The sequence below is a fragment of the Pseudoalteromonas sp. OFAV1 genome, assembly GCF_021532595.1.
In the GTDB taxonomy this organism is placed as follows: Bacteria; Pseudomonadota; Gammaproteobacteria; order Enterobacterales; family Alteromonadaceae; genus Pseudoalteromonas; species Pseudoalteromonas lipolytica_C.
In genome coordinates, this window is the sequence record NZ_JAKGBG010000010.1 from 71465 (window position 1) to 97061 (window position 25597).

Here is a 25597-nt window from a genome sequence, read left to right on the forward strand (position 1 = left end):
AACATGTTTATCCACAGTTTCTGTGGAGAAAGTGGATATTTCAACTGTGGATTGTGGATTTGTTTGCAAATTAGGCATGTTTTATAAAAGTTATGCACAAGCTGTGGGTAAGATGGTAAAAAAGAGGTTGTAAATAGTTATTTTATTCAAACAGCGTATTTTTATCAAAATAGCTTTGTAACACCTTGATTAAATGGGCGTGTTAAATGAGTTATTTTAAATCTCCTTTATGCTTGGGTGTAAAGTGTTTGCTGTATCGCGGGTTATGTGGAACAATCAATAAAAATCGACTTACAAATGAGGCACTAAGGTGATTGATGCCGAAGGTTTTCGTGCCAATGTCGGAATTGTAATTTGCAATAATCAGGGACAAGTATTTTGGGCTCGTCGTTATGGTCAACACTCTTGGCAATTTCCCCAAGGTGGTGTGGACGATGGTGAAACAGCAGAGCAAACCATGTACAGAGAATTACACGAAGAAGTGGGCTTGCTTCCTGAAGACGTCGAGATCGTCGCAAGTTCAAAACATTGGTTACGCTATAAACTACCCAAACGTTTAATTCGCAGAGACTCAAGTCCTGTGTGTATTGGGCAAAAACAAAAATGGTTTTTACTGAAACTTCGTTGTAAAGATGAAGATGTAGATTTACTTAAAACTCATCACCCCGAGTTTGATGATTGGCGATGGGTGAGTTATTGGTATCCGGTTAGGCAAGTTGTTTCGTTTAAGCGCGATGTATATCGTCGAGTAATGAAAGAGTTTGCTCCGTTTGCAATGCCGTTTAATAAACGAGAGCAACAAAAAGATCATTGGCGACAAAAACGATAAGGCCTGCCTTATCTAAATTATAGGAGCAGCATCATGTTAGCCACGCTCAGATCAATTGCTGAGGCAGTGTCGCAACAGGCGGACTTAAACAGTGCGCTAGCGTGTTTTGTGCAAATGGTAAAAGATGCGATGCAAACACAGTGCTGCTCGATTTATTTTGCAGATTACAGTCAAGACAACTTTGTATTGATGGCCACCCAAGGCCTCAACCCAGATGCGGTTGGAAAGTTTCGTATAGGCTTTACTGAAGGTCTCGTTGGGCTTGTTGCGCAGCGTGAAGAGCCTATCAATATTGCTTTTGCAAAGTCACACCCTCGCTTTAAACTCTCGCCAGAAGTTAATGAAGAAGGCTATAACGCGTTTTTATCAGTGCCAGTCGTGCACCAAAAAAAGGTTTTAGGCGTTATTGTTGTTCAACAAAAATTAGCGCGGGTTTTTAGCCCTGACGAAGAGTCATTTTTAATTACGCTTTCGGCACAACTTGCTTCTCAGCTAGCCCATGCAGAAATAAAAGAGTTACTAAGGCTAGATGATTTTGCCCATCAGACTTCGGTACTTAAAGGAGTATCGAGTGCACCAGGCATAGCGATAGGCGAAGCCTTCGTGGTGATCCCAAAGCTAGATTTTACGTCTATTGAATTACAAAAAGATGATGACATCAGCGCTCAGCGTAAGTTATTCACTCAAGCTGTTGCTGCGACGCGTAACGAGTTTAATACTTTATCGATGACACTTAGCGATTCAATACCTCAAGAAGCGCTTGCTGTATTTGATGTGTACCAACAATTACTTGATGCCAAAAGTCTAGGACAAAATGTTGAAGCCCAGCTTCAACAGGGGTGGAGTGCTAAAAGTGCACTTAAAATTGTAATCGAAAAGCTTGTTTCACAGTTTAATGCCATGCAAGACCCATACATCAAAGAACGTGCCGTTGATGTTAAGGATATCGGCTTGCGGGTTTTACATCACTTAGTGAATACCGAACATGCAGCAAAGCCTTACCCTAAAGATACTATTTTAATTGCCAGTACGCTGACACCAGCAATGCTTGCAGAAGTGCCAAAAGGGCATTTAGCAGGGGTGGTGAGTGTGAACGGGGCTGCGAACAGCCATGCTTCAATTTTAACCCGCGCGATGGGGATCCCAGCTATTTGGGGTATTGAAGATGTGCCGTTATTGCAGTTTGAAGGCAAACCAATGATTTTAGACGCCTATGCGGGGCGTTTATATATTTCTCCTTCGCAAGTGTTACACGAAGAATATAGCCAACTTAAATACCAAGAAACGCTATTAAATGATCGCTTTTTTGCAGAGCAAAGTTTAGAAGCTGTAACGCGTGATGGTGAGCACATTAGCTTACTACTTAATGCAGGCCTTGAGTTAAACACCGAGCATGATAATAAACCTTTCTGCGACGGTGTTGGGCTTTATCGTACTGAAGCTTGGTTTATGCAAAAAGGCCAGTTTCCTTCCCAATCTGATCAAGAAACTTGGTACCGCGAAGTACTAACCAGCTACCACCCGAACCCTGTGGTGATGCGTACTTTAGATATTGGTGGCGATAAAGTATTAGACTACTTCAACATAACAGAAGAAAACCCGTTTTTAGGTTGGCGCGGTATACGCGTTACTCTTGATCACCCAGAGCTATTTTTAGATCAACTTAGAGCCATGTTAAAAGCGAATATTGGTTTAGGTAATCTAAAAATAATGCTGCCGATGATCAGTGGTTCAGAAGAAGTTGATGAATCATTAAAGCTGCTTGAACAAGCATACTTTGAATTAAGTGAGCAATATCCAGAGCAAGCTATTGAACGCCCAGAAGTCGGGGTGATGCTTGAGGTTCCTTCAAGTGTATTTATGCTCGAAGAGTGGTCACAAAAAGTCGATTTTTGCTCAGTGGGTAGTAATGATTTAACCCAATATATGCTCGCAGTTGACCGTTCTAATGCTCGCGTTGCCGAGTTGTTTAATCCATACCATCCTAGTGTGCTGCGGGTGTTGTTAAAAATTGCCCAAGAGTGTCATCAACATGAACTGCCATTTAGTTTATGTGGTGAGTTAGGCGGCGACCCAGAAGGCGCACTACTGCTCATTGCTATGGGTTATCGAAGCTTGAGTATGAACTATTCATCAATTAGTAAAATTAAGTTTGTGCTCAGACGTTTAAATGTCAGTGATATGGAAAAGTTACTTGCAGAGTGTTTAATGCAGCCAACGGCAAAACACGTACTTAGATTAACGCGCAACTTCATGATAGAGCATCAACTGGGTGAATTATTTTACACCCCTAGCCAAGGGCAATCATGAGGTCAAATTGTGCTGTGAAGCTCCTATACCCAAGCCACCTCAAGATGTGAAACGCCCAAAGGGTTGGTTTAAAAGCGATTTATACTGCGTTATTGATTTTAACAATAGAACCACTATTACTTGCAATCAATGCCTTGCCTAAATCGCTTTTAATTCCAACTGAAACTCGCATCTTGAGGTGGTTTGGGTATATATATTAGTTTAGTATATGTATATAACAAACTGAATATTTGAGTGTGCTATGCATGACGTAATACTTTTAATGGTGTACTGCGCAATTTTAGGAAGCGTAGTGGGGTTTTTAGCCGGGTTGCTTGGGATTGGCGGTGGACTAATTATTGTTCCTGTTCTTAGTGCGCTATTAGTGTCGTTTAATGTTGCCGACCCAAGTCATGTATTAGTTATCGCGATAGCAACCTCGTTAGCATCCATTATTTTTACCTCGACTTCTTCAGCCCTTGCTCATCATCGCAATGCTAATGTTCCTTGGCAAATTGCCCCTTGGGTGATGACTGGAGTTGGGCTTGGCGCATTGATCAGTGGCTTTGCAGCAAGCTTTATTCCTGAACAATTATTACGTTTTGTATTTGCTGGCAGTGTGGTGTTTATTGCGCTCAGAATGGTGTTATCAACTCGGGCTAAAGCGGCTAGTGAAAAACCATTACCTTCAGGCCCCATTTTAGGCTTTTTATGTGCCATAATGGGGGCTTTATCAGGACTTATTGGTATTGGTGGTGGTGCTTTAATTGTGCCGTTACTGCATTATTTTTCTGTTGATATTAAAAAGGCCATTGGTTGTGCTGCTGCATGTGGTATTGTCATTGCGCTGTTTGGTTCAGTGGGCTATGTCTCTGCTGGATGGCAATTAACATCTTTTAGTGATGGATTTGCCGGATTTGTATATTTACCTGCTTTAGTGGGGATTGTGGTTACCTCGTCGCTGATTGCACCAATAGGTGCTAAAGCAACGCATTACTTGCCAGTGGCAACAATAAAAAAAGTATTTGCGCTCTTACTTGTCATAATTGCGCTTAAAATGGTGTTCAGTTAAAGGTTTTTATTTATATGGCTCTTCAATTTCCAGATATCGATCCGGTTATTTTTTCGGTAGGCCCGCTCAGCGTACGTTGGTACGGTTTAATGTATTTAATTGGTTTTGCTTTGGCTATGTGGCTTGCTAATCGCCAAGCAGAAAAACCAAACTCAGGTTGGACAAAAGAACAAGTAAGTGACCTGCTATTTTACGGCATGCTCGGGGTAATACTCGGTGGTCGTATTGGTTATGTATTGTTTTATCAGTTTAGTTATTTTATTGAAAACCCGCTTTATTTATTCAGAATTGACCAAGGCGGCATGTCTTTCCATGGTGGTACGCTAGGTGTTATTACAGCAATAGCTATATTTGCGTGGACACGTAAAAAGTCATTGTTTGAAGTCGGCGACTTTGTTGTACCTTTAGTGCCGCTTGGCCTACTTGCAGGGCGTATAGGTAACTTTATCAATGGTGAATTATGGGGCCGAGTAACTGATGTGCCATGGGCGTTTATCTTCCCTACAGGTGGTCCAGAGCCTCGTCATCCATCACAATTATACGAAGCCTTTTTAGAAGGTTTAGTGCTGTTTTTAATCTTACAATGGTTTATTAAAAAGCCACGTCCAGCGGGCAGTGTTGCTGGGGTGTTCTTACTTGGTTATGGTGTGTTTAGATTTATTGTTGAATACTTCCGTGAGCCAGATGCTCATTTAGGTTTATTCGCAGGCGTTATTTCAATGGGACAAATCTTATCATTGCCAATGGTCATCGGTGGCCTTGGTTTGTTAATATGGGCCTATAAAAAGCCGCAACACAGCGTGGCAAGCAAAGCATAACAAGAGCTAATCAATGAAACAGTATTTAGATTTATGTCAACGCATCGTTGATGAAGGTGTGTGGGTTGAAAATAAGCGCACTGGCACCAAATGTTTAACCGTTATTAATGCCGATCTTGAGTATGATGTGGCAAACAATAAGTTTCCACTGATCACTACACGCAAGAGCTTTTATAAGGCTGCAATCGCAGAGTTACTTGGTTACTTGCGTGGTTACGATAGCGCTGCACAGTTTCGTGAAATTGGCTGCATGACTTGGAATGCAAACGCTAACGAGAATAAGGCTTGGCTCGAAAACCCCCATCGTCGCGGCGAAGACGACATGGGTCGTGTATATGGTGTGCAAGGCCGCAGTTGGCAACGCCCTGATGGCAGCCACCTTGATCAGCTAAAAAAGGTTATTGATAACTTATCAAAAGGTATTGATGATCGCGGTGAGATCATCACTTTTTATAACCCTGGTGAGTTTGAGCTGGGCTGTTTACGCCCTTGCATGCACACTCATACCTTTTCTTTGTTGGGTGATACTCTATACTTAACATCATATCAACGCAGCTGTGATGTGCCGCTAGGCTTAAACTTTAATCAAATACAATGCTTTGTGTTACTTGCTTTAGTTGCACAAATCACTGGGCACAAACCGGGCAAGGCATACCATAAAATTGCTAATGCGCATATTTACGAAAATCAACTGGAGTTGATGCGTGATGTGCAGCTTAAGCGTGAGCCTTTCGCGTCGCCAGAATTAAAAATAAACCCAAATATTAAATCACTAGAAGACATTGAAACCTGGGTTACAAAAGACGATTTTGAAGTAGTAGGTTATCAGTGTCACGATGCAATTAAGTATCCGTTTTCAGTGTAAGAACAATAAAATTTAAGGAGAAATCAATGAAAGCTGTGATCCCAGTTGCTGGCCTTGGCACGCGAATGTTACCTGCAACGAAAGCGATTCCAAAAGAAATGTTGCCTATTGTCGACCGTCCTTTGATTCAATACGTAGTGAATGAAGCGATTTCGGCTGGTATTAAAGAAATTGTTTTAGTTACCCATTCAAGTAAAAACTCAATTGAAAACCATTTTGACACGAGCTTCGAGTTAGAAGCGACTCTTGAGAAGCGTGTTAAACGCCAATTACTTGCTGAGGTACAATCAATTTGCCCTAAAGATGTAACCATCATTCATGTTCGTCAGGGTGAAGCGAAAGGGCTAGGTCATGCTATCAACTGTGCAGCTCCGATTATTGGTAATGAGCCATTTGTGGTTATTTTACCTGATGTGATCATTGATGATGTAGCAAGCGATCTTAAAAAAGACAACTTAGCAGAAATGATCCAACGCTTTGAAAAAACAGGTGAGAGCCAAATTATGGTCGAGCCTGTGCCAAAAAACGAAGTAGACAAATTTGGTGTTGTTGACCTAGGCGATGCAAAAATTCAGCAAGGCGAAAGTGCAGCTATTTTAAACATGGTTGAGAAACCGCCAGTTGATCAGGCTCCTTCAAACCTTGCGGTTGTTGGCCGTTACGTATTAAGCAAAAATATTTGGCCACTACTTGCAAAAACTCCAGCAGGTGCCGGCGATGAAATTCAATTAACTGACGCTATTGCTATGTTGATGGAAAAAGAAATTGTTGATGCTTATTCAATGAAAGGCAAAAGCCATGATTGTGGTAGCAAGATTGGCTACTTAAAAGCAATTGTTGAATTTGCGCTTCGCAGAGAAGAATTTAAAGATGAATTAAGCGACTTTATTAAATCGCTTGTTAAATAGTTAAGCTATCTAATTAAAAATAATATAAAAAGTGCCTATACGGCACTTTTTTTATGTTTATTTACCTTCCTAATTTTTTGTTCATTATGCAAATAATGACTTTTCTGATATACCTTTGTCCTAACACATTGTTATGATTGAATGTAATTAAAATGTTTCATTGCATATTGGTTGATAATTTATTCTACTCAAGTGTTGAAACCTAGCTCATTGCATTATTTGCCATTTTAGGACGTAGACTTGAAGTGGATGTTTTTTCATGGCCGCTTTTTGAAACGCTAAATAAAAAACAATGTGTTAGTATTTTTATTTGATACCTAAAATGATCTTATTCGCCTTGGTGTACAGGTAAGTGCTAACAGCGAGTCTTCTTGAATGAGAAGAAATTTTTTATGGTATGTTTAAGAACTCTGATTATGAAATGTTGTGTGAAGCCTTTACGTTACAGTATATGCCTAGTGGCGTGTTTGACTGTGTCAGGTTGCAATAATACGACAACCTCTTTTCTTTCCCCTAAACAATGGCCCTTATTGCACCTTGTGCAATTGTTGAGTCAAAATATTATAAAAGTAGATAGCTCTCCCTCTTTCGTTAACCAACACGCAGCGCTTGAAACAGTTCCTGCTGGTTCATTGAATAGCACGTTAATTGAGCAACCGTTTAAACATGAATATGCCTTTGCTGTGCAGCTTGCATCGGTTCAATCAAAGCCATTACTCGCTTATTCTGTTAAAAAAATGACCAAGCGTGCTCCCAATATTTTTCAAGGTGAGCCTATTTTAAATATTGAAACCGCTACTGTTGAGCAACACACGTTTTATCGTCTTAAATATGGTGGTTACAAGTATTTTAAAAACGCACAAGCAGACTGCGAAGCCATAAAACGTCAAGGGATCGATTGCTTCGTAAGCAAGTACACGGATAATCGCGTTTACTTTTAATGTAATTCTTTTTAACTGGGTTGGCATTTTGTTTGCTAGAATTTATGCCTATTTTTTAGAGTTGACGATTACATGATTTTTTTTACTCTTCTTAGGCATTTGTTCATTATCTTAAGTTTATCAACTTTGGCAGCGTGTATGATGACGCAAGAGCAAGATGAGCCTGTTTACACTAAGCAGCAAGTGCAACCTGAGCTTGCTACTGACAATAATCAAGCTGCAGGTGTGCAGCTGGGGCTATATTTGTCAGTGAATAAAGTGAGTCATCAAGTATTGAAGCTAAAACATGATTATCCTAATGCTTTACAAGGGCTTAGTTTTCGCTTTAAACAGCGTGATCAAAAGGGAGTCACTTTGTATGCGCTGCGTGCAGGACCATTTAAAAACTACAGCCAGGCCAGCGCTTTTTGTGAGATTGCTAAAAAAATGGGTCAGTCATGTGTAACTGCAACATTTGTTGGCGAGATGCTTTAGCTATTGCTTTTTGTATTAAATAATAATCGCAGCTACTTTGTTCTTCATAATTAACAGCCTCGCATACTCGGCCTGAGTAGCGATTATAAACAGTAAGCAGACTTATCATTAAAAGGCTTATTCGCTTAGATAAATACCAACCCGAAATACAGAAACCACCCATGGGGATAAGCCTGAAGCTAGCTGCGTTAAAAATTACTTATCTACGATTGTATGGATGCAGAGGGTAGGGCAATGCAGGAGCAACTGCCAGGAACAGCTAAAAAACCAAATTGGTATCAGAGTTTCTCGTTTTTAGACTATCAAAGTAAATCTCGCCAATAGTAATAGTTAGGCATAATTATTGCTTTGTATTTGTCATGTTGAAAGAGGATGGCAAATATGCGTCTGTTAGTTTATTTCGTTTTTTTAGTGTTAGTGGGTTGTAGCTTAACCGAAGAGCAACAAAAAACGCCCCCTAGAGAAACGCCAAAATCACCGATGGCTCCTTATACAGTGCATCAATATGTTACTGATTTAAGTAGTCAGTTAAGTCGTATTCAAGGCCCTTACAAAGGTAATGCGCGCATTGCTGTTACGAGCTTTTACATGGCAGATGGCTTGGGTACTAAGTTGGCGCAAGACCAAGGCAGTGGCTTGAGTCAGCAAATTCAAGAGAGCTTACTTACGCAATTTACCCAGCTAGGCTTTCATACTATCGAATATCGACTAGAAAATACTTTAAATTTGCAGCCAACGGCCGATAGTGTACTTAGTCGCGATATAAAAACCTTACGCCAACGTCAGAATATTGACTTTGTTATTACCGGCACACTTACCCGGCAACAACATGCCTATATAGTGAATGCTCGACTCGTCAATACAAAAGATCAGCGTGTTGTATCTGCGGCAAGTACAGAGATCCCGATAAACGTTATGTGGGGAGCTGAAAAAGTACAGCAGCGTAATGGTCAGTTGTATCGAAGCGAATATTAAGAGGAATTCAATTAATGAAACGTTTAATTTTAAGTATGTGTTTGCCTATGGGATTTGGTTGCTCTTCGATGCTTGCTAGTGATACACCTGAACAGCACGATGAACCACAGCTAATGGCTCAACGAGAAGTGGCTGCACCGCATAGTAACGACAGCGTATTTCAAACTAATCAAGCCGTGTTAAACAACAGTAGCTTTACCGCAGCGCCAACTCGTAAAAATATCAATCATTATGTACGTGGCATCATGCAAGACTTAGTTGAAAACTTGCAATATGTGAACGATAAAACTCCCATTGCTGTTTCAAGCTTTGTGTATCTTGATGCTGACTACAACTCAACCACGTTACTAGGTAACCAGCTCGCTGAAAGTTTTATTCACGAACTGCATACCTTTGGTGTACCTGTTGTCGATTTCAAAACGACCGATTATATGCGTGTAACGCCTAGTGGTGATTATGTATTTAGCCGAGATTATTTAGAGCTTAACCAAGACCAAAACTTTAATTATGTGCTAGCCGGCACCCTAGTTAACCATCAAAGCGGGGTACTGGTGAATGCTCGTATCGTTGGTTTGGCAAGTAAAGCCGTGGTGGGATCTGCACAAGGGTTTATTCCGCAATCTGTGGTCGATGCCTTAGATAGCACCAATCGTAGCGACGGAATAATGCTAAAACAAGCAAGTGAGTAAGGTATGAAAGGTATTTTATTAGCATTCATATTATTAGCGCTGTCAGGTTGCCAATTACTTGCTGAGCAAGGTGAGGCAAATCAAAACACGGCTAACACCACATCATCACAAGCTGATTATGTTGCTATGTTGCAAGAGCTCGAGCAAAAAGAGTCGCAACAAACTAACGAAAATCACCGCTTATTTGTGCCATATCAGCATCACAAAACGCTGGTTAATTATGTTGAGCAAATGGCACTTGAATTAGTTGATACCATGCAGCAAGAAAGTGAGTTAGGTATTGCAATAACGACGTTTGTCGATCTTGATACAAGCTTAAAAAGCAGCTCGCAACTTGGCAATCAAATCGCCGAGTCTATGATGTATCAACTACAAAAGTTTGGTTATGGGGTTGTTGATTTTAAAGCGATGGATGTGATTAACGTAACCGCCCGCGGTGATTTTGTCATGTCGCGTGACGTTGAAGAACTTGCAGAGCGCCGTATCGCTAGCCATGTGTTAGCAGGCACACTAATCTATCGAACCAATGGTGTAGAAGTAAATGCCCGAGTAGTGAATTTAAATTCCAAACTCGTTGTTGCTAGCGCGCAAAAAGTGATCCCGTACTTTGTACTCAAAAATGAGTCGATTCAATTCGCAACAGCCAAACTAAATTAGCAGCTTATTAATACCAATCGGTAAAGTACCTTACCGATTGGTACAAATGCTTGATTCAAAAAGCCTTAGCCCGTTATAATTTTAGCTACAAGCTACAAGCTACAAGCTACAAGCTACAAGCTACAAGCTACAAGCTACAAGCTACAAGCTACAAGCTTTACCTCAGCTTTTGAGTGGCCTCTTAGTTAAATGGATATAACGGCCCCCTCCTAAGGGGCAGTTACAGGTTCGATTCCTGTAGGGGCTACCAATAAATCTGTTAACTCATTGTATTATATGTTTTTTATTGGGTTGTTTTGTTTTTTTTACACCTTTTTTTACACCCAAGACTCTAGCACATAGCCTTCTTTACTTTCAATAAGGTACTTAAACAAAGCCCTAATTTTCGGAAATTCAGCTTGTAAGTTCTCTACCATTTTATCTTTTAGCTTGGAAAGAGTGTCTATGCTTAGATCTGCATAGGCAATACCAACATCACTAGGTGCTCGGCCTAAGCATTTTTCTTTTTGAGCGTCAGATGCACCTACTTTTAGCAGCTCGCTCTCAACTAAGTCTCTAGTTTGATGCCTAGTAAAGTTTTTTATATCTTCTAATTGTTCTTCACTAAATTTATAGACATCAGCGTTTTTAATTAAATGCTCTTTTACAGTATTAAAACTATTATCAAGGTTACTTATGCATTGCCCCTTTCTTTTTTTGCTTTCAAACACATATTTGCGAGTACCTATTGCCAAAGAGCTATTAGCTGATTGTTTTTCTTTCTCTGCTCTCAAAATACTAGCAAGAACTTGAGGAATCGGATGCTTCTTATAATCTGTTTTACTTTTCTCTTGCGGTAGTTCTATGAATTTACGATCCAGATGAACTTGCGCCCACTCTAGAGCATCTGTCGCTGCGACTCTCAAAGAACACATATATTGTATTATTAACTCTAACCCAAGTTCTTTGTGGTCTAGTTTATAAGCATGATAAATATACAGACATAGCGTTGATAACATAGGCGGCTTATTGTCTGATGTAGCAGTTCTAGAGCGAGCGCGAGGTCCTATCAATGTTTGAACATCTACTTTGACATTTATTTGACCTTTGGCTTTATTTATCGCAGCACTAATAATTTTTATTATTTCATTTCTATCAGATCTCTGTCGGTTGGAGACTTGGCGATTAAGAAAGTCAGTCTCAAAAGATTCGACACAGTAGCTCGATAATTTTCTTGCCCCATAGTTGCCGCTGAAGTATTTTTTCATTATTCGATTTACTTTTTGTTTGTAAGAGCCTCTAACTTTCGACATATAAAAAGTCAGTAACTCTTCAAAGGTATTTATCTCAAAATACGTACCATTGATAAGGTAATTCAAATCTTTCCAGAACATGTTTGCTTCGAGGCGATTTCGAAAACGAGCATGTGCTTTTTTTATCGTATCTATATCTTCATCTCTAATAGAGTAACCCAAAGAAAATGCAGTAAGTTTAAATGGAGTCTCGTTTTTATTACTTCTTAGCTTAAAAATGATTTTAGACTTTGAACTGCTGATATACAGGCCTTTGTAACCAGCTATTGCTTTTGGTTGGGAGTTTTTCCCAATTTTGTCATAAGCTTTTTTAATCTCACAAATACTAATGGTTTTAATATTATGCGTTTGTTGTATCTTGTTTAGTTTTTCAAGCTTTTCTATTTTTGAATATTCATTTTCTTTTACACCTGTAAAATTCGAGATTGTCTCTGATTTTTTATCAGCTTTTCTGTGTGTATATGTAGAACTTGATTCATTTAACGCAAAACTCATTAACCTTTCACTAGAATCTGCACTTACATAAATTGTATCTCCAAAGTGAAGGCGTGGTATTAGATTTTGACCATTAAGATCTTTCATTTTGAGAGCTGTTTCGATGAACTCGTGTGGTAAGCCTTTATTCTGGGCAATGAACTCTTCAAAAGTAATCCACGAGTTATTTAACTTTTCAGATCGACAATCACAGTTCATCAGAGATTGATTAACAATCTCCAATGAATGCTCATGCTTTTCTGAAATAGTCTTATACATATCTAGCTCAAATCAAATAAGAGCCTATATGATAAACAAAGATCACTTTTTTGTTTTTTTTAAGATTTTTGAAAATGGCGTACAAAAATTTTTTATAAATTTGACTGGTACAGTCATATGAAAAAGCCAGCAGAGCTGGCTTTAAGTTATAACGAGTCAAAAAACGCGTTAACTGATTTATCAAACAAGTGATAAAAATATAAAAATTGTCCAGTGTTTTGAATATGCGATTGCACATCTCGCTTGAACTGTTTCAATAAGTAGAAATTACAACTGAAAAACACGTTCGTAGCAGGGCGCATCTCTTCAGGTAACGCCTGCATAAAAGAATCGCTAACGACTATAAACTCTTGCTGGGCTAAATAGTTTCTTACGTAATATATGTAGCCATCATTTTGTTCATATAAAGCAATATATTCTTCATCATTAGCAACTGCAGGTCGCTTCTGAAATAGTTCCACAACGTTTGAGTTAGTCATATTCATCTCCAAAAAGTTTGTCTTCGAAAATAAATACGAGCTACTTGTGCAAAATTTGCATGGTCTGCCGCTTCTTATTTGTAATTTTAATTACCCGGAGTAAACGAAATGCAAAATGACAAATTTAATGCAGCTGTAGCAGCCGATTTTTTAGAGAAAGTTAGCCAGTGTCTTTATCAAGAGTATGACGCTATTTATGACCTAAACTTTACGGAAGATAATTTTGATGTAGAGAAGCTGCTATTTTACTGCTTTTCGAGTAGCTACAAAATTAGTTTTAGCTATGAACAGTTATCTCTTCTAAGGTCACTATTATTACTACTTTGCAGCAACACTAACTTATTAATGAGTAATGACGCTGGTGATAGTGAAGGCTTTGTTGATGAACGTCAGTTGGAATTTGATTTCGATAACTCGTATTAATTCGCTTGCAGTGAACATATTTATCTTTAAGTACAAACAGGAGATAAATATGAGCCAAACAAAACTTCAAATTGTCAGAAAGTACACAAGAGAGTCAAAGTCACCTTTTCAAGACGCATCGACGAGCCTTTGGCTTGCAAATGTCACTAACGAAGGCAGGCTTGAGTTAGACTTTTCGCAGTACATTTACGTTCATCGTGATGATGTTGGAAAAGTCGTCGGGGTCAGTGTTAGTAAGTCAATTGCTCGAGAGAGCAGTCTTGAAAGTCAGTATCTTGAAGGGAGCGGTATGTATTGCATACTTATCTTGTACATTGACCAAATAAAAGATTTCTGCGAGCTCTGGGCTGATGAATTTGAACAGTTCTTTCTACTGCCGCCTGATTTGTTCTTCGAATTAGCGCAGTGGCATTGGAACACAATCATTGAAAATGATGGTTAATTCAAGCGACTCGAAAGAGTCGCTTTTTCTAGAACATATTACTACCAGATAGCGTCATGCCCTTACTTGCAATGACACTATTCGTTGGCACTCGCTTTTTTATTATCTAGATATACCCAAATAGCGCCGCCAATCATCATTGATAGGGGGACCAAAAAAGTTAAGTATTCAATCTGAAAATTCATAGTACTTCTCCTATTCAAAGCGAGTAAAAATATAGCTAGCTACATTTGCTAGTAATTAACTATAACACATCGCAATTTCAGCATGATTTCACTATATGTTCTTAGAACAATAGCAATGTCATTTCTACTATCCATCACATGCTAACTCAAGTACAAAATGGCGGCGCTAGCAAGATAGTAAACCAGAATTCACTTTACTAAACTGGTAATAAACACACTTATTTTGCTTGTTTATTTCTTACTTAATAGTGCGAGACATACTGAAATAAGCAGGACGCTCAATCATCACTTAGCAAATGTCGTTACCACCGCACCCTGGCGGAGGACCTAGACTTGGCTTCTTTAGGAAGTCAGCTCGCATATATAAGCGGTTTGCGATAAGAGTTAACTGTAGGGAGAGTTAGCTGTGTGAGTTGCACGAATGCGTTGCAGCAAACTCAGATGAATGGCAGAGCAATAAAAGAGAGAAGCAGGCACAGTGTGCCTGCTTTTCTCTTTAGATTTCTCATCGACCAAACTTATGTATTTGCACAGTACATAAAACAGGAGAAACTGTGTGAAGACAATACGCTTAAAGTTCGTTCTAGATTTAGTTCGAGTTATCGTGAATGTAATTTATATATCTGTGGTTATTGCGGTTGGATTTTGGGTCGTGGACTATTTTTCCATCTACAAAGCTGCATCAAGTTACTTATTTTCGGGAATCGATGGATATGCACGACTTATTATCGCATTCATATTTGCAGAAATTTTAGGCTATGTAGAATCGAGTCTAAGAGAAAAGTACTTGTAATATTTAGCGCCCAGTGGGCGCTTTTCTTATGAAGATTGATAAAGCAGCTTATCGTTTAAGGTTACTCCACCAATTTTTAAGTTTATCAAATAAGGATAATTTAGAGTTTTCATTAATAGTTGAGTTGCAGGTATTTTCAATCATTTGTAAGCCTGTATCGTTACACCAAACTACACGGCTTTTTGTAATGAAGTAATGTGAGCGGCACTTAAAAGACCAATTACCAATTGAAGGCTTTAAAGAAATACTATTACCGTCAAAAATAAGTTTCCAGTCAGAAGGAGAAAGTGGCGTAACTACTTCCTCACCGCATCCGCAGCAACATTTATGGACGGCTGTACCGTACTCCAATGAAATATACAATGTGGTGGATTGTATATTTTCCGGCACATAATCAACAAATTTATGCTGCATCTTCATCTTCTTCATCCCCTAAAAGCATATTCGCATTAATCGTATAGGTTGAATTATGCTCTCCATTATGATCATGATAGAAGCCTAATAATTTCTTCCACTTTATCACAGCAAAGGCTGCGTTAAGCCCATTTAGCTCTGCAATTTGGATATTGCTGGAGTAATCATCTTCGTTTGCATCACTGAGTGACACAATACTTGAAAGATGCTCGTGTCTGTCAGTAGTGCAGAGAGTCGTTCTAACTATCCCTGTTAGTTTTTCGTCAACTAACTGAATTCCTAAACCAACATCAATAAAGGGGATCGATTTAGATTTAAGGAACTTAAAAATTTCTTTTTTGGCTGAACCACTATCAATACAAATAAACACAAAATCCAACTCTTCTATAAGGTGCAGATTTTGCTCTGTAAGATAATCTGGGTGAGCAAAAATGCCATTACGCATGGAATCATAGCGTTGTTTGTGATGCTCTACTTTAAACCTGAGCAGATTCAATTCATCTAAAGATGTAGAGCCAGGTGAACGAAATGCATTGTGCTGGCAGTATTCATCTCCATCAATAAGGTGAATTTCACTCACTGGAGTTTTAGATACGAAATCTAAAATGTAAGACCCTGTGCCACCCAACCCAACAATTCCGATACGCTGACTTTCAAGCTTTGCAGATACAGCTGTTATACCTGCTCTGCAAGAGTTGGTGTCAATGTACTTGAAAATGTCATCATCAGAGTAAGACTCAATGGGTTTATAGGTTTGTGCAGACACTGCTGGCGATATTGCCTGTGCTGGGTTCTGTAATATAGATACATATTGTGTAAACTTGTGATAGTAATCGCTATACCCGCCATTTGGTTTATTTGAGAATGAACGATTTGCGACTAAATTGCCCGTTAATGGCGTATTGTTCTTTATATGGATGATCTGTTGAATCTCGGATCCGTCAGCATTACATGGCTGTTCTCCAATAAAGTGTATAACGTGAGTTGATGGTCTTTTGGTAACATTGCCATTTAAGGTTAAGTCCGACACAAGAGTGCCGAACTTAACTTCTTTTTGACTATTCACGTATGGCACATTACTTAATAGGACATGACCATTTTGTATTGTTAACTCGTAGCCTTCATTTTGAAGGCGCTTTAAGTCGGAACTAAGATTTATCAGTTGCTGTGACATTGAAGATCACCCCGCTCTTAATTCTGACTTTATCACCCATGACCATAGAACCTTCTCGTTTATCGACTCCCTTTTTAAAGGTCATGGTATAAATTCTGCTGCTATTATCAACAAAATCACCAAAGGCTAGTTTTACAACGTCAACAAATGACAGGAACTTTTCGGTAACAGTTTTTGGGCGACCATTTACGATGATCACAAACTCTTTATTTTGTCCATGAATATCATGGTTCGGGTTATTGTTAGGCATAACAATTACTCCAATTAATTTAAATTAATTAAGAGTGCCATTCAGGGCTGGCACTGTCTCCCATACAAGTTCTATCCACGATTATCTTGAGCGCCAGTGAGAGCAAACTTGCTCCCAGCGCCCAAAGCGAAATCGAGGATAAGACATTACATGAACTAATTTTTGTTTAGCCATGCGAAGTCCTCCAAGTTGATTTGAGAGGAATCTCTTGTAATGTGAAACGACAGTCGTTATGCTTTTACGACATCTTGCAGGATGTAATGGCATAACTATGAGGCATGAGTCCTCTTACCTAGTGCCCGAAACAAGTATTAAACGGATACTTTGTTTCACGTTTCACAGAAAATAGGCAATGGTTTTTACCATTGCCTATTTTTCTTTTCTAACACCTCGAAAAGGTGTCTTGTCAGATGTTTTCACATCCATAAATTGACCTGTCGCAGAATCTCTCTTTACCCAATGCCCGCTCGGTGTTTGAGTTTGTGATCTGCTCCGGACAGCTCCATGACGTCGGTTATCGCCAGATTTTCCATTTTTTGCCATAGTAATATTACCTCTCATCTATTGAGCACTAATTAAGATCATTATTGATCATTAAGTAAGCTACATGATCATTTTGATCATGTCAAATGATCTTTTAAATTAGTTTGCGATATAAAAAATATCAGTTATCATGATAATTATAATTTTGAAAGGGAGAGGAACATGTCAGAATTAGAAACAAAATCTCACTCAGTGAAAGAGAGGTTAAGGTTTATTGAGCTTACTCTTTTGTTTAGAGGTTGGATTATTCGTAAAGATATTGTTGATAAATTTGAAACTAGCATGCCTGCGGCCACGAGAGATCTAAAAGCATATAATGACTTAGCTCCTGGAAATATGAGTTTGGATAAGAGTACTAAGAAGTGGGTTATCGAGCTGGGTGGTTTTAATCCTATTTTTCCAATTGAGCGAAATACTGCATTATCAATACTGAGAAATTCAGAATTTGCACAAAGTATCGGTATAACTCACTCTGGTGGTGTGCTAGGGGTGCCGCGTATTTCAGCGCCTTCCATTGATGTATTAGCCCACCTAACTAGAGCAGTTGCAAATGGTGAGGCTGTGCTTATTGAATATTGTGCAGCTTCTAGAGGAGTAGAAACAACAGAAATAGTTCCACACTCATTCGTTGATAATGGTACTAGGTGGCACATTCGTTCTTACGATAAAGAGAGAGGTCGGTTCTGGGACTTCGTTATTGGTCGAATAATGAGTATTAAGCATATTGATAGTAAGGTACTTCCAGAAGAGACTTACGATGCTGATCATCAATGGAACCGCATGGTTAGATTAGAACTGATACCTCACCCAAGTCTAAAGAATTTAAATAATAAAAAAGCGCTAGAGTATGAGTATGGAATGGAAAATGGGCAATTAACCATACAGGTTAGGGCTGCTGTAGCTGGGTATTGGTTAAGAATGTGGAATGTTGATTCTTCAACAGATCATAGTTTAGATGGAAAGCAATATCAGCTTTACTTGAAAAACCCAGAAACCTTATATGATGTAGAAAATGCTCTGTTAGCTCCGGGCTATAATAAACCATAGATAGAGAATCGTGTTTTTTTGCTTAAGAACACTATCGCGCCGTTAAGCTGTACCATTACAGCAAAATTTTTTAAGATAGTTATATTTATTTAATCAAGAATAAAATTTATCAGTAATTACATTGATAAATTTTGTTCTTATAATTGTTTTTTCTTTCAGTATCTCAGCTTCTCTCTCAGTTAGCTGGGGTTGTTTTGATTTCTTGTCATACCGTGTTGGCATTTCATTGAGTAGCTGCTTGTAGAAGCGCTGTGTGTCTTGTTGAATTTTTGTTGATGCTACTATGAGAAAGACTTTGTCATATAACTTCTGCTCACCAAATAGTGCGCTTTTAAATTTTAAAATGCTTTGCTCATGTTGTTGTTTTCGCTTGAATGAGTGCTCTATTTCAACTGCGGCGACTTCGTTATTGTTTAGCAATACTAATGCATCAACGTTTTTTACATCATTTGCTGGAAAAAGGCGTTTAAACTCTAACTCCGTCAAATAGGCTTTCCATAGCGGGTTCGGTGTGCCATCGGTATTACTATTTTGAATACCGAGCGAAAGAACTAAGCTTAAAATGCTGTCATGCATAATTGAATTTTGATTCACTTGGTGTATTGGCTCTGATGTTGAGCGAAAAGGGAAGTCAATTTGTGTTAACTCTCGCGCATACTGAGCGCCTGCGTATGATAATACATAGACGCGACCATCTGCCGCGCGAATTGTTTTAGCTGCTTGAAGTAACCCCATATCGACGAGCTTGTTTAAAAACTCTAACGTCTTTGCTCTACTTGTTTGCCATACTTCTGCACACACAATCGCCGATACAAATCCAAACCGCATTGCATGTTTTATTGTCCACTCTAGTTTTACCTGGCCTTGTTGTCGTCGGTTTTTATATTTTTTGTAATGCATATCGATGTCAAAGTTGGGCAGGTATACATTACTGTTGGTAATACCTGAAGCATCTTTATTTATCGTCATTTTTATCTCCTTCGTGATTTGTTTACTTGGAGATATGAAGGTTTGAGTGATACGAACTTTGCTAAAATAGCGATAAATTATCGGCTTTTCATTAGGAGAAGCATTCGCTTCAGTACACCTAATGAAAATACTTACAGATAAACTAAATATGAAGTTTCACTTCATTAATCTCAAAGGTTTCACTTTGCGATTAAACGCTTACAACCCACGCTAGCTCTCATGTTGACATTCGTCAACGAGCTAGCTCTACGAAGCGTTCGCTTCTAGGGTTGACGCTTAGCGCATGTCCGGCTTGCGCCGCACTAACCCCCCTTTAGCCATGCCAGGCCGCGCATTGATAAATCATGTTGCTTGTAACGCTGGCAGTCGTTCGTGTCCTCACTTTTAGGTTTACTGTTTCATTGCTTCGCTATTACACAGTAAATTTTTGCTCCACAAAAACAAAAGCGGGGTTAGTCCGCCACAGTCGGACATGCGCTGCTGCGCTCGAAAATTGGCTTCGCAATTATTCTTACTACGCGATTTATTGAGTTGTTTCACAACAGCTTTTATTGCAGTCAAAGCGGTTGCTTTGATGCGAGATGGCGCTTCGCTTTGTAATTAACAGCAGAACACTTTCTGCATAATCTACTTTTATTAATCTTTGATAATGCGTGTACGATTATCTCGTTGACAAAAAATAGATACAAAATCTCGAATTGTAGCGGGACGAGTATCTTTGCTTTTATTAATAAACAAGCTCTACAAAGAGCCAAGGAGAACGAGTTATGAGATAGATAAGATGGTTTGCCTGCACAGCATTAACTGTGGTTGAACCGTAAACAGGCTGGTGTTTAGCGCTGCACGAGAAACAAAGCCATAGATAAAAGCAGTCAACACTTTTTATCTTTGGAAACTTTTTAGTCGATAAAAGTTTTTATAAAAATATGTTTGCAAATGCGTTTTAAATTCTTAAAGTCAAATAGCGCCAAAGCGAAATTTAAGGTGCAATTATGACAGAGTTACTAAGTTTAAAACTATTCGGCCATTGCTCTGTAGAGCCGTTTATAGAAGAAGATATAGACACACAAATAACCCCAATTGATGTATGTGATGACATACTGACCAACCCTTTAAACTTATCAGCGCAGATAGATATGGCTGCTGCAACTGCATGCGTGCTTGCAACTGCATGCGTGCTTTCAACTGAAAGCGATATTTCAGACCCCCTCACAGAGCCTGTATCGTTAATTGATATTAATGACAACTTAGCTTTGTCAGAGTCAATATCGAGTACTGATGAATGCCATGTAAATCACACAGACCATAGCTTCATGTTATCGGATGAAGGCGGACTCATAACGTTTGATGACGACCACGGTGCGACTGACTGGGGATTTGATGATGCAGGTATCAGTGATAATACAGATTTTTAGATCAAGCAAAGCTTTGTTTACGTAAGCAAAGAATTACATATTTTTGTCCTAGTAGTTAGACCTACCAAAGCCCACATCAGTGGGCTTTTTTTGTGTTCAAATCCCATTATTGATTCAATATGCTCTGTTTATTAAGCAGTTGATCATAAATACTTATTTACTTTTCGCTCTAAGCTGTCTTCTAAAGTCGTTACTTTAAAGGGTGGCTTAGAGCGAAAATAAGTCATGGATATTATCTAAATATAATAGCTAATTGATTGAGCAAACTATACCGTTTTCATACATTCAAGCAAAGGAGCGACGTGAGCATATTGTTCCATTTCACTTGACTTAAAAGTTTAAAAACTTTGTGGTATTAATACATTAGGTTATTTGTTAAAACAGTGTAAAGTAGATAAAATAGCGTTAAGTCAGCAGGAATGTGCGCGATGAGCACACCATTAAATTATTAGCCAGCTTTCGGAGTTTGATGATAAAGTATGACAAGTACGTTCGATTTTATAAAAAAGGATTTTAACTCTACATTATTTCCTCTAAAAACTAACTTGATAATGGCTCAATATCATGGAAATGAGCTTTCTGATTACATTTATCAAAAAGTTTTAAGTGAAAGTCATAATGGTGATAACTTTCTTTCGCAGCAAAAAGTGTATGCTACAAAACCACGAGGTCACTTAAGAAGAACTGTGAAGCTTGATCCGGTAGCTGAATATTTTATTTATGATTTAGTGTTTCGGAATAAATCAATATTTAGAAAACAAGTGAGCGAAGCTCGCCGTAGCTTTGGGTACAGAATAGTGAACGGAGTTACTATACCCGTCCATGTAGCATATGCAGAATATAAAAATCACTTAAATGAATGTACTTCATGTTACCAACACAATATTCAATTTGATGTAGCCTCATACTTTAATAGTATATACCACCACGATTTGTCTCATTGGTTTGCTGGAAAAAGTGCTGTTTCTGAAACTGATAGTAATGCAGCAGGAAAGTTTTTTAGAGAAATCAACTCAGGAAGAAGTGTTGACTTCTTACCTCATGGGATTTATCCCTGCAAAATGATAGGTAATGAATTTTTAAAGTTTATAGATTTAACAGGAACATTGAAATCTTCCCAAATAATAAGGTTTATGGATGACTTTACCTTATTTGATAATAATCCGGATGTTTTAAAACAAGACTTTATCAAGATACAACAGCTACTTGGAAAATTTGCTTTAAATATTAACCCAAGTAAAACTTACTATGACAACAAAGTTGGTAATTTACAGGCAACATTAAGTGGTATACGACAATCACTTAAAGAAATCGTAACAGGCTATGAAGAAGTCCATACCGCCTCAGGGGTTGAATTAATTGAAACTCAAACAGAGGAAGATATACCTTTAAGCAAAGATCAAGTTGATAGTTTATTAACCTTATTGAAGGAAGATGATTTAGAAGAGTCAGATGCAGATTTAATTTTAGGTTTTTTGAGGTTACATAGCGATAGTTTACTTGAGTTATTACCTATTTTATTAACTAAATATCCAAACCTAATTAAGCATATACATTCTGTATGCGCTGGAATTGAAGATAAAAACGCTCTGTCTGAGATAATTAATGAATATCTTAATAGTGAGAACAGCTTTCTCGAATACCAGTTATTTTGGTTAGGTGCAATATTAGAAGACTATTTGCAAGGTAAAAAGTTATATGGAGAATCTTTAATTAAGGTTTTTGAATTATCAGTAGACTTTAAAATTTCAAGAGCAAAAATACTTGAGATTCCAGAACAGGGTTATGGCCTCAAAGAAATTAGAGATGACTATTTAAAAACGGGGCAGTCAGATTGGCTTTCATGGTCATCAGCAATAGGCTCTAGAACATTACAAACAAGTGAGAGAAACTATGCTCTTAATTACTTTTCTAAAAGTTCGCCTATGAACTATCTTGTGTCATCATGCGTTCAAAAAATTTAGGTTAAAACTGCCTATCAAGTAAATCAAGGTTGCGTCTATGGCACACTTGATTAGGCGTTATTTATCTCAGTAATTGGTTTTAGAGCGGTAACCGACTATTTGTAAAGATTAAACTTAAGCTAGTGTTGCTTCATAAAATCAATTATTTAACTGGCTTAATTGATAGGGTTAGTAATCTCTGTACATGTATAAAATATAGTTGCTTATTTAACTAGAGTTAGGTGTAATGGAATAATAATAAACGCTGAGCAATGCAGGGAAAGCTTAAATAATAGCTAAGCTTATTAAGCTAACTAGGTGAGCTTGAGCCTCTAAAAAGCACATGAACTCTGATATATCTAACGGTTTGCTGCTCAGTCCAGCAAGCGATTTTGAATCACAAGCTAAGTGTCTTATAGATTCTAAAATTTTAGCAGCCAAGGGGAGTTAGGTGAATTATAAGAAGTATTTAGTTTACGTTGATTTATTCGGTGTTTTCGCAGTAGTTAGTACCGTTGTTTATATCTATTCGGACCAATTATTTTCAAATATCCCTGAAAAATTTTCAGGAGTTTGGGGTAACCTATCTACAGAACTAATAGGCATTTGGTTTGGTGTGAGACTTATTGATTGGATTATAAAGTCCAATGATAAATCGACTAATAATCGCATACTTACCCTGCGAAACATGAGATTTTTAACTAAACAAGCAGAGAGAGTAATTGAGTTTGGTTATCGCCATGATTCTAAGATATTGAACAAAGAAGTTAATTGGTTTAAGACCGTTATGAATCAACGTGCTCGTTTTTTCAGTACAGATGAAGTGCAAGATATTAATAATTTCATTGATTCGTTAACTGATTTCTTAACGCAAGTTAATAGTGTAATTTCCCCAAGTAGTGGTGATGTCCAATTAAAAGTGGCCGAGCACGCAGAAGAAAAGTTTTTTAGTTTAATTGAAAGTATAGATGAATTAAGGCTAATTGCTGAAGCTAATATTTTAGAAGAAACACCTGAGGAATAGACTGCTAACAAGTCGTTTAAAAGGGCAAAAATAGTTGGCTTTAGCTTCTCCGTCGCTAATTTTAGCCAACTACCTTATTGCCTCTCATGTTATTCACCACGAGAAAATATTAAGCCACTGTCATAGAGGGAAGAATGTTAAAAAATAGCGGAAGAGAAAAGTTGTCCGACAAAATAATTGACTCTCCTTTAAGGGACGAGAAGTTCATTAATAAATTGTTCGAACGACTTGTTGCATTGAAGGTGTCATTCAAAAATGTTGATTTTCGTTATTGTATTTTTGACACAGCTTACTTAAGGAATTGTAGTTTCGAGGATTGCGACTTTACTGGCTGTAGGTTCATTAATAGCAATCTTGCAGGTTGTAGTTTTAACGGATGTAAGTTTGACTATGCATCTTTTGATAAAACTAATGTAGATAACGATATTCTTGATGTTGGTTGTCCAGGCCCAGAGAATCTAAAACTTAAATTTGCGCGCTCATTACGTATGAATTACCAACAAATTGGCGATGCTAAGTCTGCAAATAAAGCTATTAGTATTGAACTGCAAGCAACAGAAGAGCACCTCCATAAGGCATGGAATTCAAAAGAGTCTTACTATCGGAAAAAATACAAAGGTCTTGATCGAATAAAGGTTTTTGGAGAATGGCTAGAGTTTAAACTATTGGATTTAATATGGGGTAATGGCGAGTCAACTTGGAAACTGTTTCGCGCCGTTTTAATGGTTTTGCTATTCATCGCAGGTATTCATGTCATTGGCTTTGATGACAAGAGCCTAGTCAAATCATACATTGATGCGTTACTTATTTCGCCGCAACTATTTCTTGGAGTATTGAAACCATCAGAGTACCCAACGTATTATATAACTGTAATCTTCCTGATTAGGTTAATTATGTTCGGCTTCTTTATGTCCATTATTATTAAGCGTTTTAATAGGCGGTAAGAGTGCATATATACGCATTTGGCTCTGTTTGCCGTGGTGAAGTTGATACCTCATCAGATATCGATATGCTTGCCATTGTTAGTGATTCTGACTCGAGATTTAACCCAAGTGATTATTCAGTTTATTCATATGGGAGAATAAATGACCTTTGGAATCAAGGAAATCCTTTTGCTTGGCATCTTTTTTTGGAGTCTAAGCTGGTTTACTCACAAGATGATATTGACTTCCTTAAGAGCATAGGGGAACCGAACTGCTATAAATCAGGAGTTGAAGATTGTGAAAAATTTTATGAAATATTTTTATCTGCAAAAAATTCTATAGATAGTTCAGATCTTACTGAGATATTTGACCTGTCATCTGTATTTTTAGCGGTAAGGAATTTTGCAACATGTTATTCATTACACAGCAAATTAACTCCAAATTTTTCTCGTAATTCAGCTCGCAATATAGGTAACCACAGTATTACTATTGATGCCTCAACATATAGTTTGTTAGAAAGATCCAGAGTGCTTTGCACAAGAGGGGTAGGTGAAATTTTAAATAGTGTTGAAATAGGTCAAGCAAAAAAATCTTTAGATGAAATAGATTCATGGATGAAGGGAGTATTAAAAATAATGAAGAATGATATTTATGAGTGAATTTAATAACAGAATTAGTGCTCAGAGAGATGCACTCAAAATCGTTAATGGATCTGGGTTATTTATGGAGTTTTTATTGAGTTTGACAGAGAAAGCTATTGATCGCTGGTCTAAAGATAACAAGCTTAACGCTCAAGATCCTATAATTTCATTACTCAAGTCAATGTCTGACTCTTTGTTTTTTCTTGCCAATAAAAGTCAAGAGCAAGTCACAGAAGACTATAAAGTATTATCCGATAAGGTAAGTACGCAGTTATATGACTTAGAGCAGGAGATAGCTAAAAAAGAGTTGCAGCGGACAAGCCGCTGATTGCGGCTGTACCAGCATCTGGGTTTGGCCTAAACTCGTGTT

26 protein-coding genes and 1 tRNA gene are annotated in these 25597 nt (G+C 38.0%); 21 read left to right on the forward strand and 6 right to left on the reverse strand.

The genetic code is table 11. The features are described from left to right. The first annotated feature begins 310 nt into the window (after nucleotides 1-310). The 12 genes from rppH (at nucleotide 311) to L1267_RS08090 (ending at nucleotide 10767) form a co-directional block, all read left to right on the forward strand. Entirely contained in the window at nucleotides 311-829 is a 519-nt protein-coding gene (rppH, locus tag L1267_RS08035) for an RNA pyrophosphohydrolase (RefSeq protein WP_138557318.1), read from the forward strand. Nucleotides 830-862: 33 nt separating this feature from the next. Further along, nucleotides 863-3139 carry a phosphoenolpyruvate--protein phosphotransferase gene (gene ptsP / locus L1267_RS08040; protein ID WP_138557319.1) on the forward strand — a complete coding sequence of 759 codons (2277 nt, stop codon included), beginning with the start codon at nucleotides 863-865 and terminating at the stop codon, nucleotides 3137-3139. Nucleotides 3140-3380: 241 nt separating this feature from the next. Beyond that, entirely contained in the window at nucleotides 3381-4190 is an 810-nt protein-coding gene (locus L1267_RS08045) for a sulfite exporter TauE/SafE family protein (protein WP_135923800.1), read from the forward strand. Between the two features lie 14 nt (nucleotides 4191-4204). After that, entirely contained in the window at nucleotides 4205-5008 is an 804-nt protein-coding gene (gene lgt / locus L1267_RS08050) for a prolipoprotein diacylglyceryl transferase (protein WP_130052128.1), read from the forward strand. Between the two features lie 13 nt (nucleotides 5009-5021). After that, nucleotides 5022-5873, forward strand: a complete 852-nt coding sequence (locus tag L1267_RS08055; protein WP_135923801.1) for a thymidylate synthase — start codon at nucleotides 5022-5024, stop codon at nucleotides 5871-5873. Between the two features lie 26 nt (nucleotides 5874-5899). After that, nucleotides 5900-6781, forward strand: a complete 882-nt coding sequence (gene galU / locus L1267_RS08060; RefSeq protein ID WP_135923802.1) for a UTP--glucose-1-phosphate uridylyltransferase GalU — start codon at nucleotides 5900-5902, stop codon at nucleotides 6779-6781. A 548-nt stretch (nucleotides 6782-7329) separates the two neighbouring features. Continuing rightward, nucleotides 7330-7722, forward strand: a complete 393-nt coding sequence (locus tag L1267_RS08065) for an SPOR domain-containing protein (protein ID WP_168246716.1) — start codon at nucleotides 7330-7332, stop codon at nucleotides 7720-7722. 138 nt (nucleotides 7723-7860) lie between these two features. Next, a complete protein-coding gene (locus L1267_RS08070) occupies nucleotides 7861-8196 on the forward strand; it encodes an SPOR domain-containing protein (RefSeq protein WP_168246717.1) in 336 nt (111 codons plus the stop codon). A gap of 381 nt (nucleotides 8197-8577) precedes the next feature. Continuing rightward, nucleotides 8578-9171, forward strand: coding sequence for a FlgO family outer membrane protein (locus tag L1267_RS08075; RefSeq protein WP_138558642.1), 594 nt, complete (start codon nucleotides 8578-8580; stop codon nucleotides 9169-9171). A 14-nt stretch (nucleotides 9172-9185) separates the two neighbouring features. Next, the gene (locus tag L1267_RS08080) at nucleotides 9186-9860 is read left to right on the forward strand and encodes a FlgO family outer membrane protein (RefSeq protein ID WP_135923806.1); all 675 of its coding nucleotides are present in this window, start codon (nucleotides 9186-9188) and stop codon (nucleotides 9858-9860) included. A gap of 3 nt (nucleotides 9861-9863) precedes the next feature. Beyond that, nucleotides 9864-10517, forward strand: coding sequence for a FlgO family outer membrane protein (locus L1267_RS08085; protein WP_235382536.1), 654 nt, complete (start codon nucleotides 9864-9866; stop codon nucleotides 10515-10517). A gap of 175 nt (nucleotides 10518-10692) precedes the next feature. Next, nucleotides 10693-10767, forward strand: a tRNA-Arg gene (locus L1267_RS08090). Nucleotides 10768-10834: 67 nt separating this feature from the next. Here L1267_RS08090 and L1267_RS08095 read toward each other — a convergent pair. After that, the gene (locus L1267_RS08095; RefSeq protein ID WP_235382537.1) at nucleotides 10835-12562 is read right to left on the reverse strand and encodes a hypothetical protein; all 1728 of its coding nucleotides are present in this window, start codon (nucleotides 12560-12562) and stop codon (nucleotides 10835-10837) included. A gap of 146 nt (nucleotides 12563-12708) precedes the next feature. Further along, on the reverse strand, nucleotides 12709-13041 hold the full coding sequence (locus L1267_RS08100; protein ID WP_235382538.1) for a hypothetical protein: 333 nt from the start codon (nucleotides 13039-13041) through the stop codon (nucleotides 12709-12711). Between the two features lie 108 nt (nucleotides 13042-13149). Here L1267_RS08100 and L1267_RS08105 point away from each other — a divergent pair, with 108 nt between their 5' ends. Continuing rightward, nucleotides 13150-13464 (forward strand): hypothetical protein, encoded by a 315-nt coding sequence (locus L1267_RS08105; RefSeq protein ID WP_235382539.1) that lies wholly within the window; start codon nucleotides 13150-13152, stop codon nucleotides 13462-13464. A 49-nt stretch (nucleotides 13465-13513) separates the two neighbouring features. Beyond that, complete coding sequence (locus L1267_RS08110) at nucleotides 13514-13906, forward strand: hypothetical protein (protein ID WP_235382540.1); 393 nt, start codon at nucleotides 13514-13516, stop codon at nucleotides 13904-13906. A 1026-nt stretch (nucleotides 13907-14932) separates the two neighbouring features. Here L1267_RS08110 and L1267_RS08115 read toward each other — a convergent pair. Genes L1267_RS08115 through L1267_RS08125 form a run of 3 tightly spaced genes read right to left on the reverse strand, consistent with a single transcriptional unit; the run spans nucleotide 14933 to nucleotide 16722 of the window. Next, a complete protein-coding gene (locus L1267_RS08115; RefSeq protein WP_036971695.1) occupies nucleotides 14933-15298 on the reverse strand; it encodes a DUF6527 family protein in 366 nt (121 codons plus the stop codon). Then, nucleotides 15288-16472, reverse strand: coding sequence for a ThiF family adenylyltransferase (locus L1267_RS08120; protein WP_235382541.1), 1185 nt, complete (start codon nucleotides 16470-16472; stop codon nucleotides 15288-15290). The genes L1267_RS08115 and L1267_RS08120 overlap by 11 nt, the downstream gene beginning before the upstream one ends. Continuing rightward, nucleotides 16447-16722, reverse strand: a complete 276-nt coding sequence (locus tag L1267_RS08125; protein ID WP_235382542.1) for a multiubiquitin domain-containing protein — start codon at nucleotides 16720-16722, stop codon at nucleotides 16447-16449. Before L1267_RS08125 ends, L1267_RS08120 begins: the two co-directional genes overlap by 26 nt. 705 nt (nucleotides 16723-17427) lie before the next feature. Between L1267_RS08125 and L1267_RS08130 the strand changes: the two genes are divergently transcribed. Then, the gene (locus L1267_RS08130; RefSeq protein ID WP_235382543.1) at nucleotides 17428-18312 is read left to right on the forward strand and encodes a WYL domain-containing protein; all 885 of its coding nucleotides are present in this window, start codon (nucleotides 17428-17430) and stop codon (nucleotides 18310-18312) included. 93 nt (nucleotides 18313-18405) lie between these two features. On the opposite strand, the gene L1267_RS08135 is transcribed toward L1267_RS08130, so the two are convergent. Then, nucleotides 18406-19281 (reverse strand): hypothetical protein, encoded by an 876-nt coding sequence (locus tag L1267_RS08135; protein ID WP_235382544.1) that lies wholly within the window; start codon nucleotides 19279-19281, stop codon nucleotides 18406-18408. Nucleotides 19282-20273: 992 nt separating this feature from the next. Between L1267_RS08135 and L1267_RS08140 the strand changes: the two genes are divergently transcribed. The 6 genes from L1267_RS08140 (at nucleotide 20274) to L1267_RS08165 (ending at nucleotide 25555) form a co-directional block, all read left to right on the forward strand. Further along, on the forward strand, nucleotides 20274-20696 hold the full coding sequence (locus tag L1267_RS08140; RefSeq protein ID WP_235382545.1) for a hypothetical protein: 423 nt from the start codon (nucleotides 20274-20276) through the stop codon (nucleotides 20694-20696). Between the two features lie 479 nt (nucleotides 20697-21175). Then, on the forward strand, nucleotides 21176-22660 hold the full coding sequence (drt5, locus tag L1267_RS08145) for an antiviral reverse transcriptase Drt5 (RefSeq protein ID WP_328247292.1): 1485 nt from the start codon (nucleotides 21176-21178) through the stop codon (nucleotides 22658-22660). A 430-nt stretch (nucleotides 22661-23090) separates the two neighbouring features. After that, entirely contained in the window at nucleotides 23091-23663 is a 573-nt protein-coding gene (locus tag L1267_RS08150) for a hypothetical protein (RefSeq protein WP_235382547.1), read from the forward strand. Between the two features lie 134 nt (nucleotides 23664-23797). Continuing rightward, nucleotides 23798-24607 carry a pentapeptide repeat-containing protein gene (locus tag L1267_RS08155; RefSeq protein ID WP_235382548.1) on the forward strand — a complete coding sequence of 270 codons (810 nt, stop codon included), beginning with the start codon at nucleotides 23798-23800 and terminating at the stop codon, nucleotides 24605-24607. 2 nt (nucleotides 24608-24609) lie between these two features. Beyond that, complete coding sequence (locus L1267_RS08160) at nucleotides 24610-25245, forward strand: nucleotidyltransferase domain-containing protein (RefSeq protein ID WP_235382549.1); 636 nt, start codon at nucleotides 24610-24612, stop codon at nucleotides 25243-25245. Beyond that, the gene (locus L1267_RS08165) at nucleotides 25238-25555 is read left to right on the forward strand and encodes a hypothetical protein (RefSeq protein ID WP_235382550.1); all 318 of its coding nucleotides are present in this window, start codon (nucleotides 25238-25240) and stop codon (nucleotides 25553-25555) included. Before L1267_RS08160 ends, L1267_RS08165 begins: the two co-directional genes overlap by 8 nt. Nucleotides 25556-25597 lie beyond the last annotated feature (42 nt).

Coding starts and splice junctions, on each gene's coding strand:
- ptsP (WP_138557319.1), top strand. CDS start 863: ATGTTAGCCACGCTCAGATCAATTGCTGAGGCAGTGTCGCAACAGGCG.
- L1267_RS08045 (WP_135923800.1), top strand. CDS start 3,381: ATGCATGACGTAATACTTTTAATGGTGTACTGCGCAATTTTAGGAAGC.
- lgt (WP_130052128.1), top strand. CDS start 4,205: ATGGCTCTTCAATTTCCAGATATCGATCCGGTTATTTTTTCGGTAGGC.
- L1267_RS08055 (WP_135923801.1), top strand. CDS start 5,022: ATGAAACAGTATTTAGATTTATGTCAACGCATCGTTGATGAAGGTGTG.
- galU (WP_135923802.1), top strand. CDS start 5,900: ATGAAAGCTGTGATCCCAGTTGCTGGCCTTGGCACGCGAATGTTACCT.
- L1267_RS08070 (WP_168246717.1), top strand. CDS start 7,861: ATGATGACGCAAGAGCAAGATGAGCCTGTTTACACTAAGCAGCAAGTG.
- L1267_RS08075 (WP_138558642.1), top strand. CDS start 8,578: ATGCGTCTGTTAGTTTATTTCGTTTTTTTAGTGTTAGTGGGTTGTAGC.
- L1267_RS08080 (WP_135923806.1), top strand. CDS start 9,186: ATGAAACGTTTAATTTTAAGTATGTGTTTGCCTATGGGATTTGGTTGC.
- L1267_RS08085 (WP_235382536.1), top strand. CDS start 9,864: ATGAAAGGTATTTTATTAGCATTCATATTATTAGCGCTGTCAGGTTGC.
- L1267_RS08095 (WP_235382537.1), bottom strand. CDS start 12,562: ATGTATAAGACTATTTCAGAAAAGCATGAGCATTCATTGGAGATTGTT.
- L1267_RS08100 (WP_235382538.1), bottom strand. CDS start 13,041: ATGACTAACTCAAACGTTGTGGAACTATTTCAGAAGCGACCTGCAGTT.
- L1267_RS08105 (WP_235382539.1), top strand. CDS start 13,150: ATGCAAAATGACAAATTTAATGCAGCTGTAGCAGCCGATTTTTTAGAG.
- L1267_RS08110 (WP_235382540.1), top strand. CDS start 13,514: ATGAGCCAAACAAAACTTCAAATTGTCAGAAAGTACACAAGAGAGTCA.
- L1267_RS08115 (WP_036971695.1), bottom strand. CDS start 15,298: ATGCAGCATAAATTTGTTGATTATGTGCCGGAAAATATACAATCCACC.
- L1267_RS08120 (WP_235382541.1), bottom strand. CDS start 16,472: ATGTCACAGCAACTGATAAATCTTAGTTCCGACTTAAAGCGCCTTCAA.
- L1267_RS08125 (WP_235382542.1), bottom strand. CDS start 16,722: ATGCCTAACAATAACCCGAACCATGATATTCATGGACAAAATAAAGAG.
- L1267_RS08130 (WP_235382543.1), top strand. CDS start 17,428: ATGTCAGAATTAGAAACAAAATCTCACTCAGTGAAAGAGAGGTTAAGG.
- L1267_RS08135 (WP_235382544.1), bottom strand. CDS start 19,281: ATGACGATAAATAAAGATGCTTCAGGTATTACCAACAGTAATGTATAC.
- L1267_RS08140 (WP_235382545.1), top strand. CDS start 20,274: ATGACAGAGTTACTAAGTTTAAAACTATTCGGCCATTGCTCTGTAGAG.
- drt5 (WP_328247292.1), top strand. CDS start 21,176: ATGACAAGTACGTTCGATTTTATAAAAAAGGATTTTAACTCTACATTA.
- L1267_RS08155 (WP_235382548.1), top strand. CDS start 23,798: ATGTTAAAAAATAGCGGAAGAGAAAAGTTGTCCGACAAAATAATTGAC.
- L1267_RS08165 (WP_235382550.1), top strand. CDS start 25,238: ATGAGTGAATTTAATAACAGAATTAGTGCTCAGAGAGATGCACTCAAA.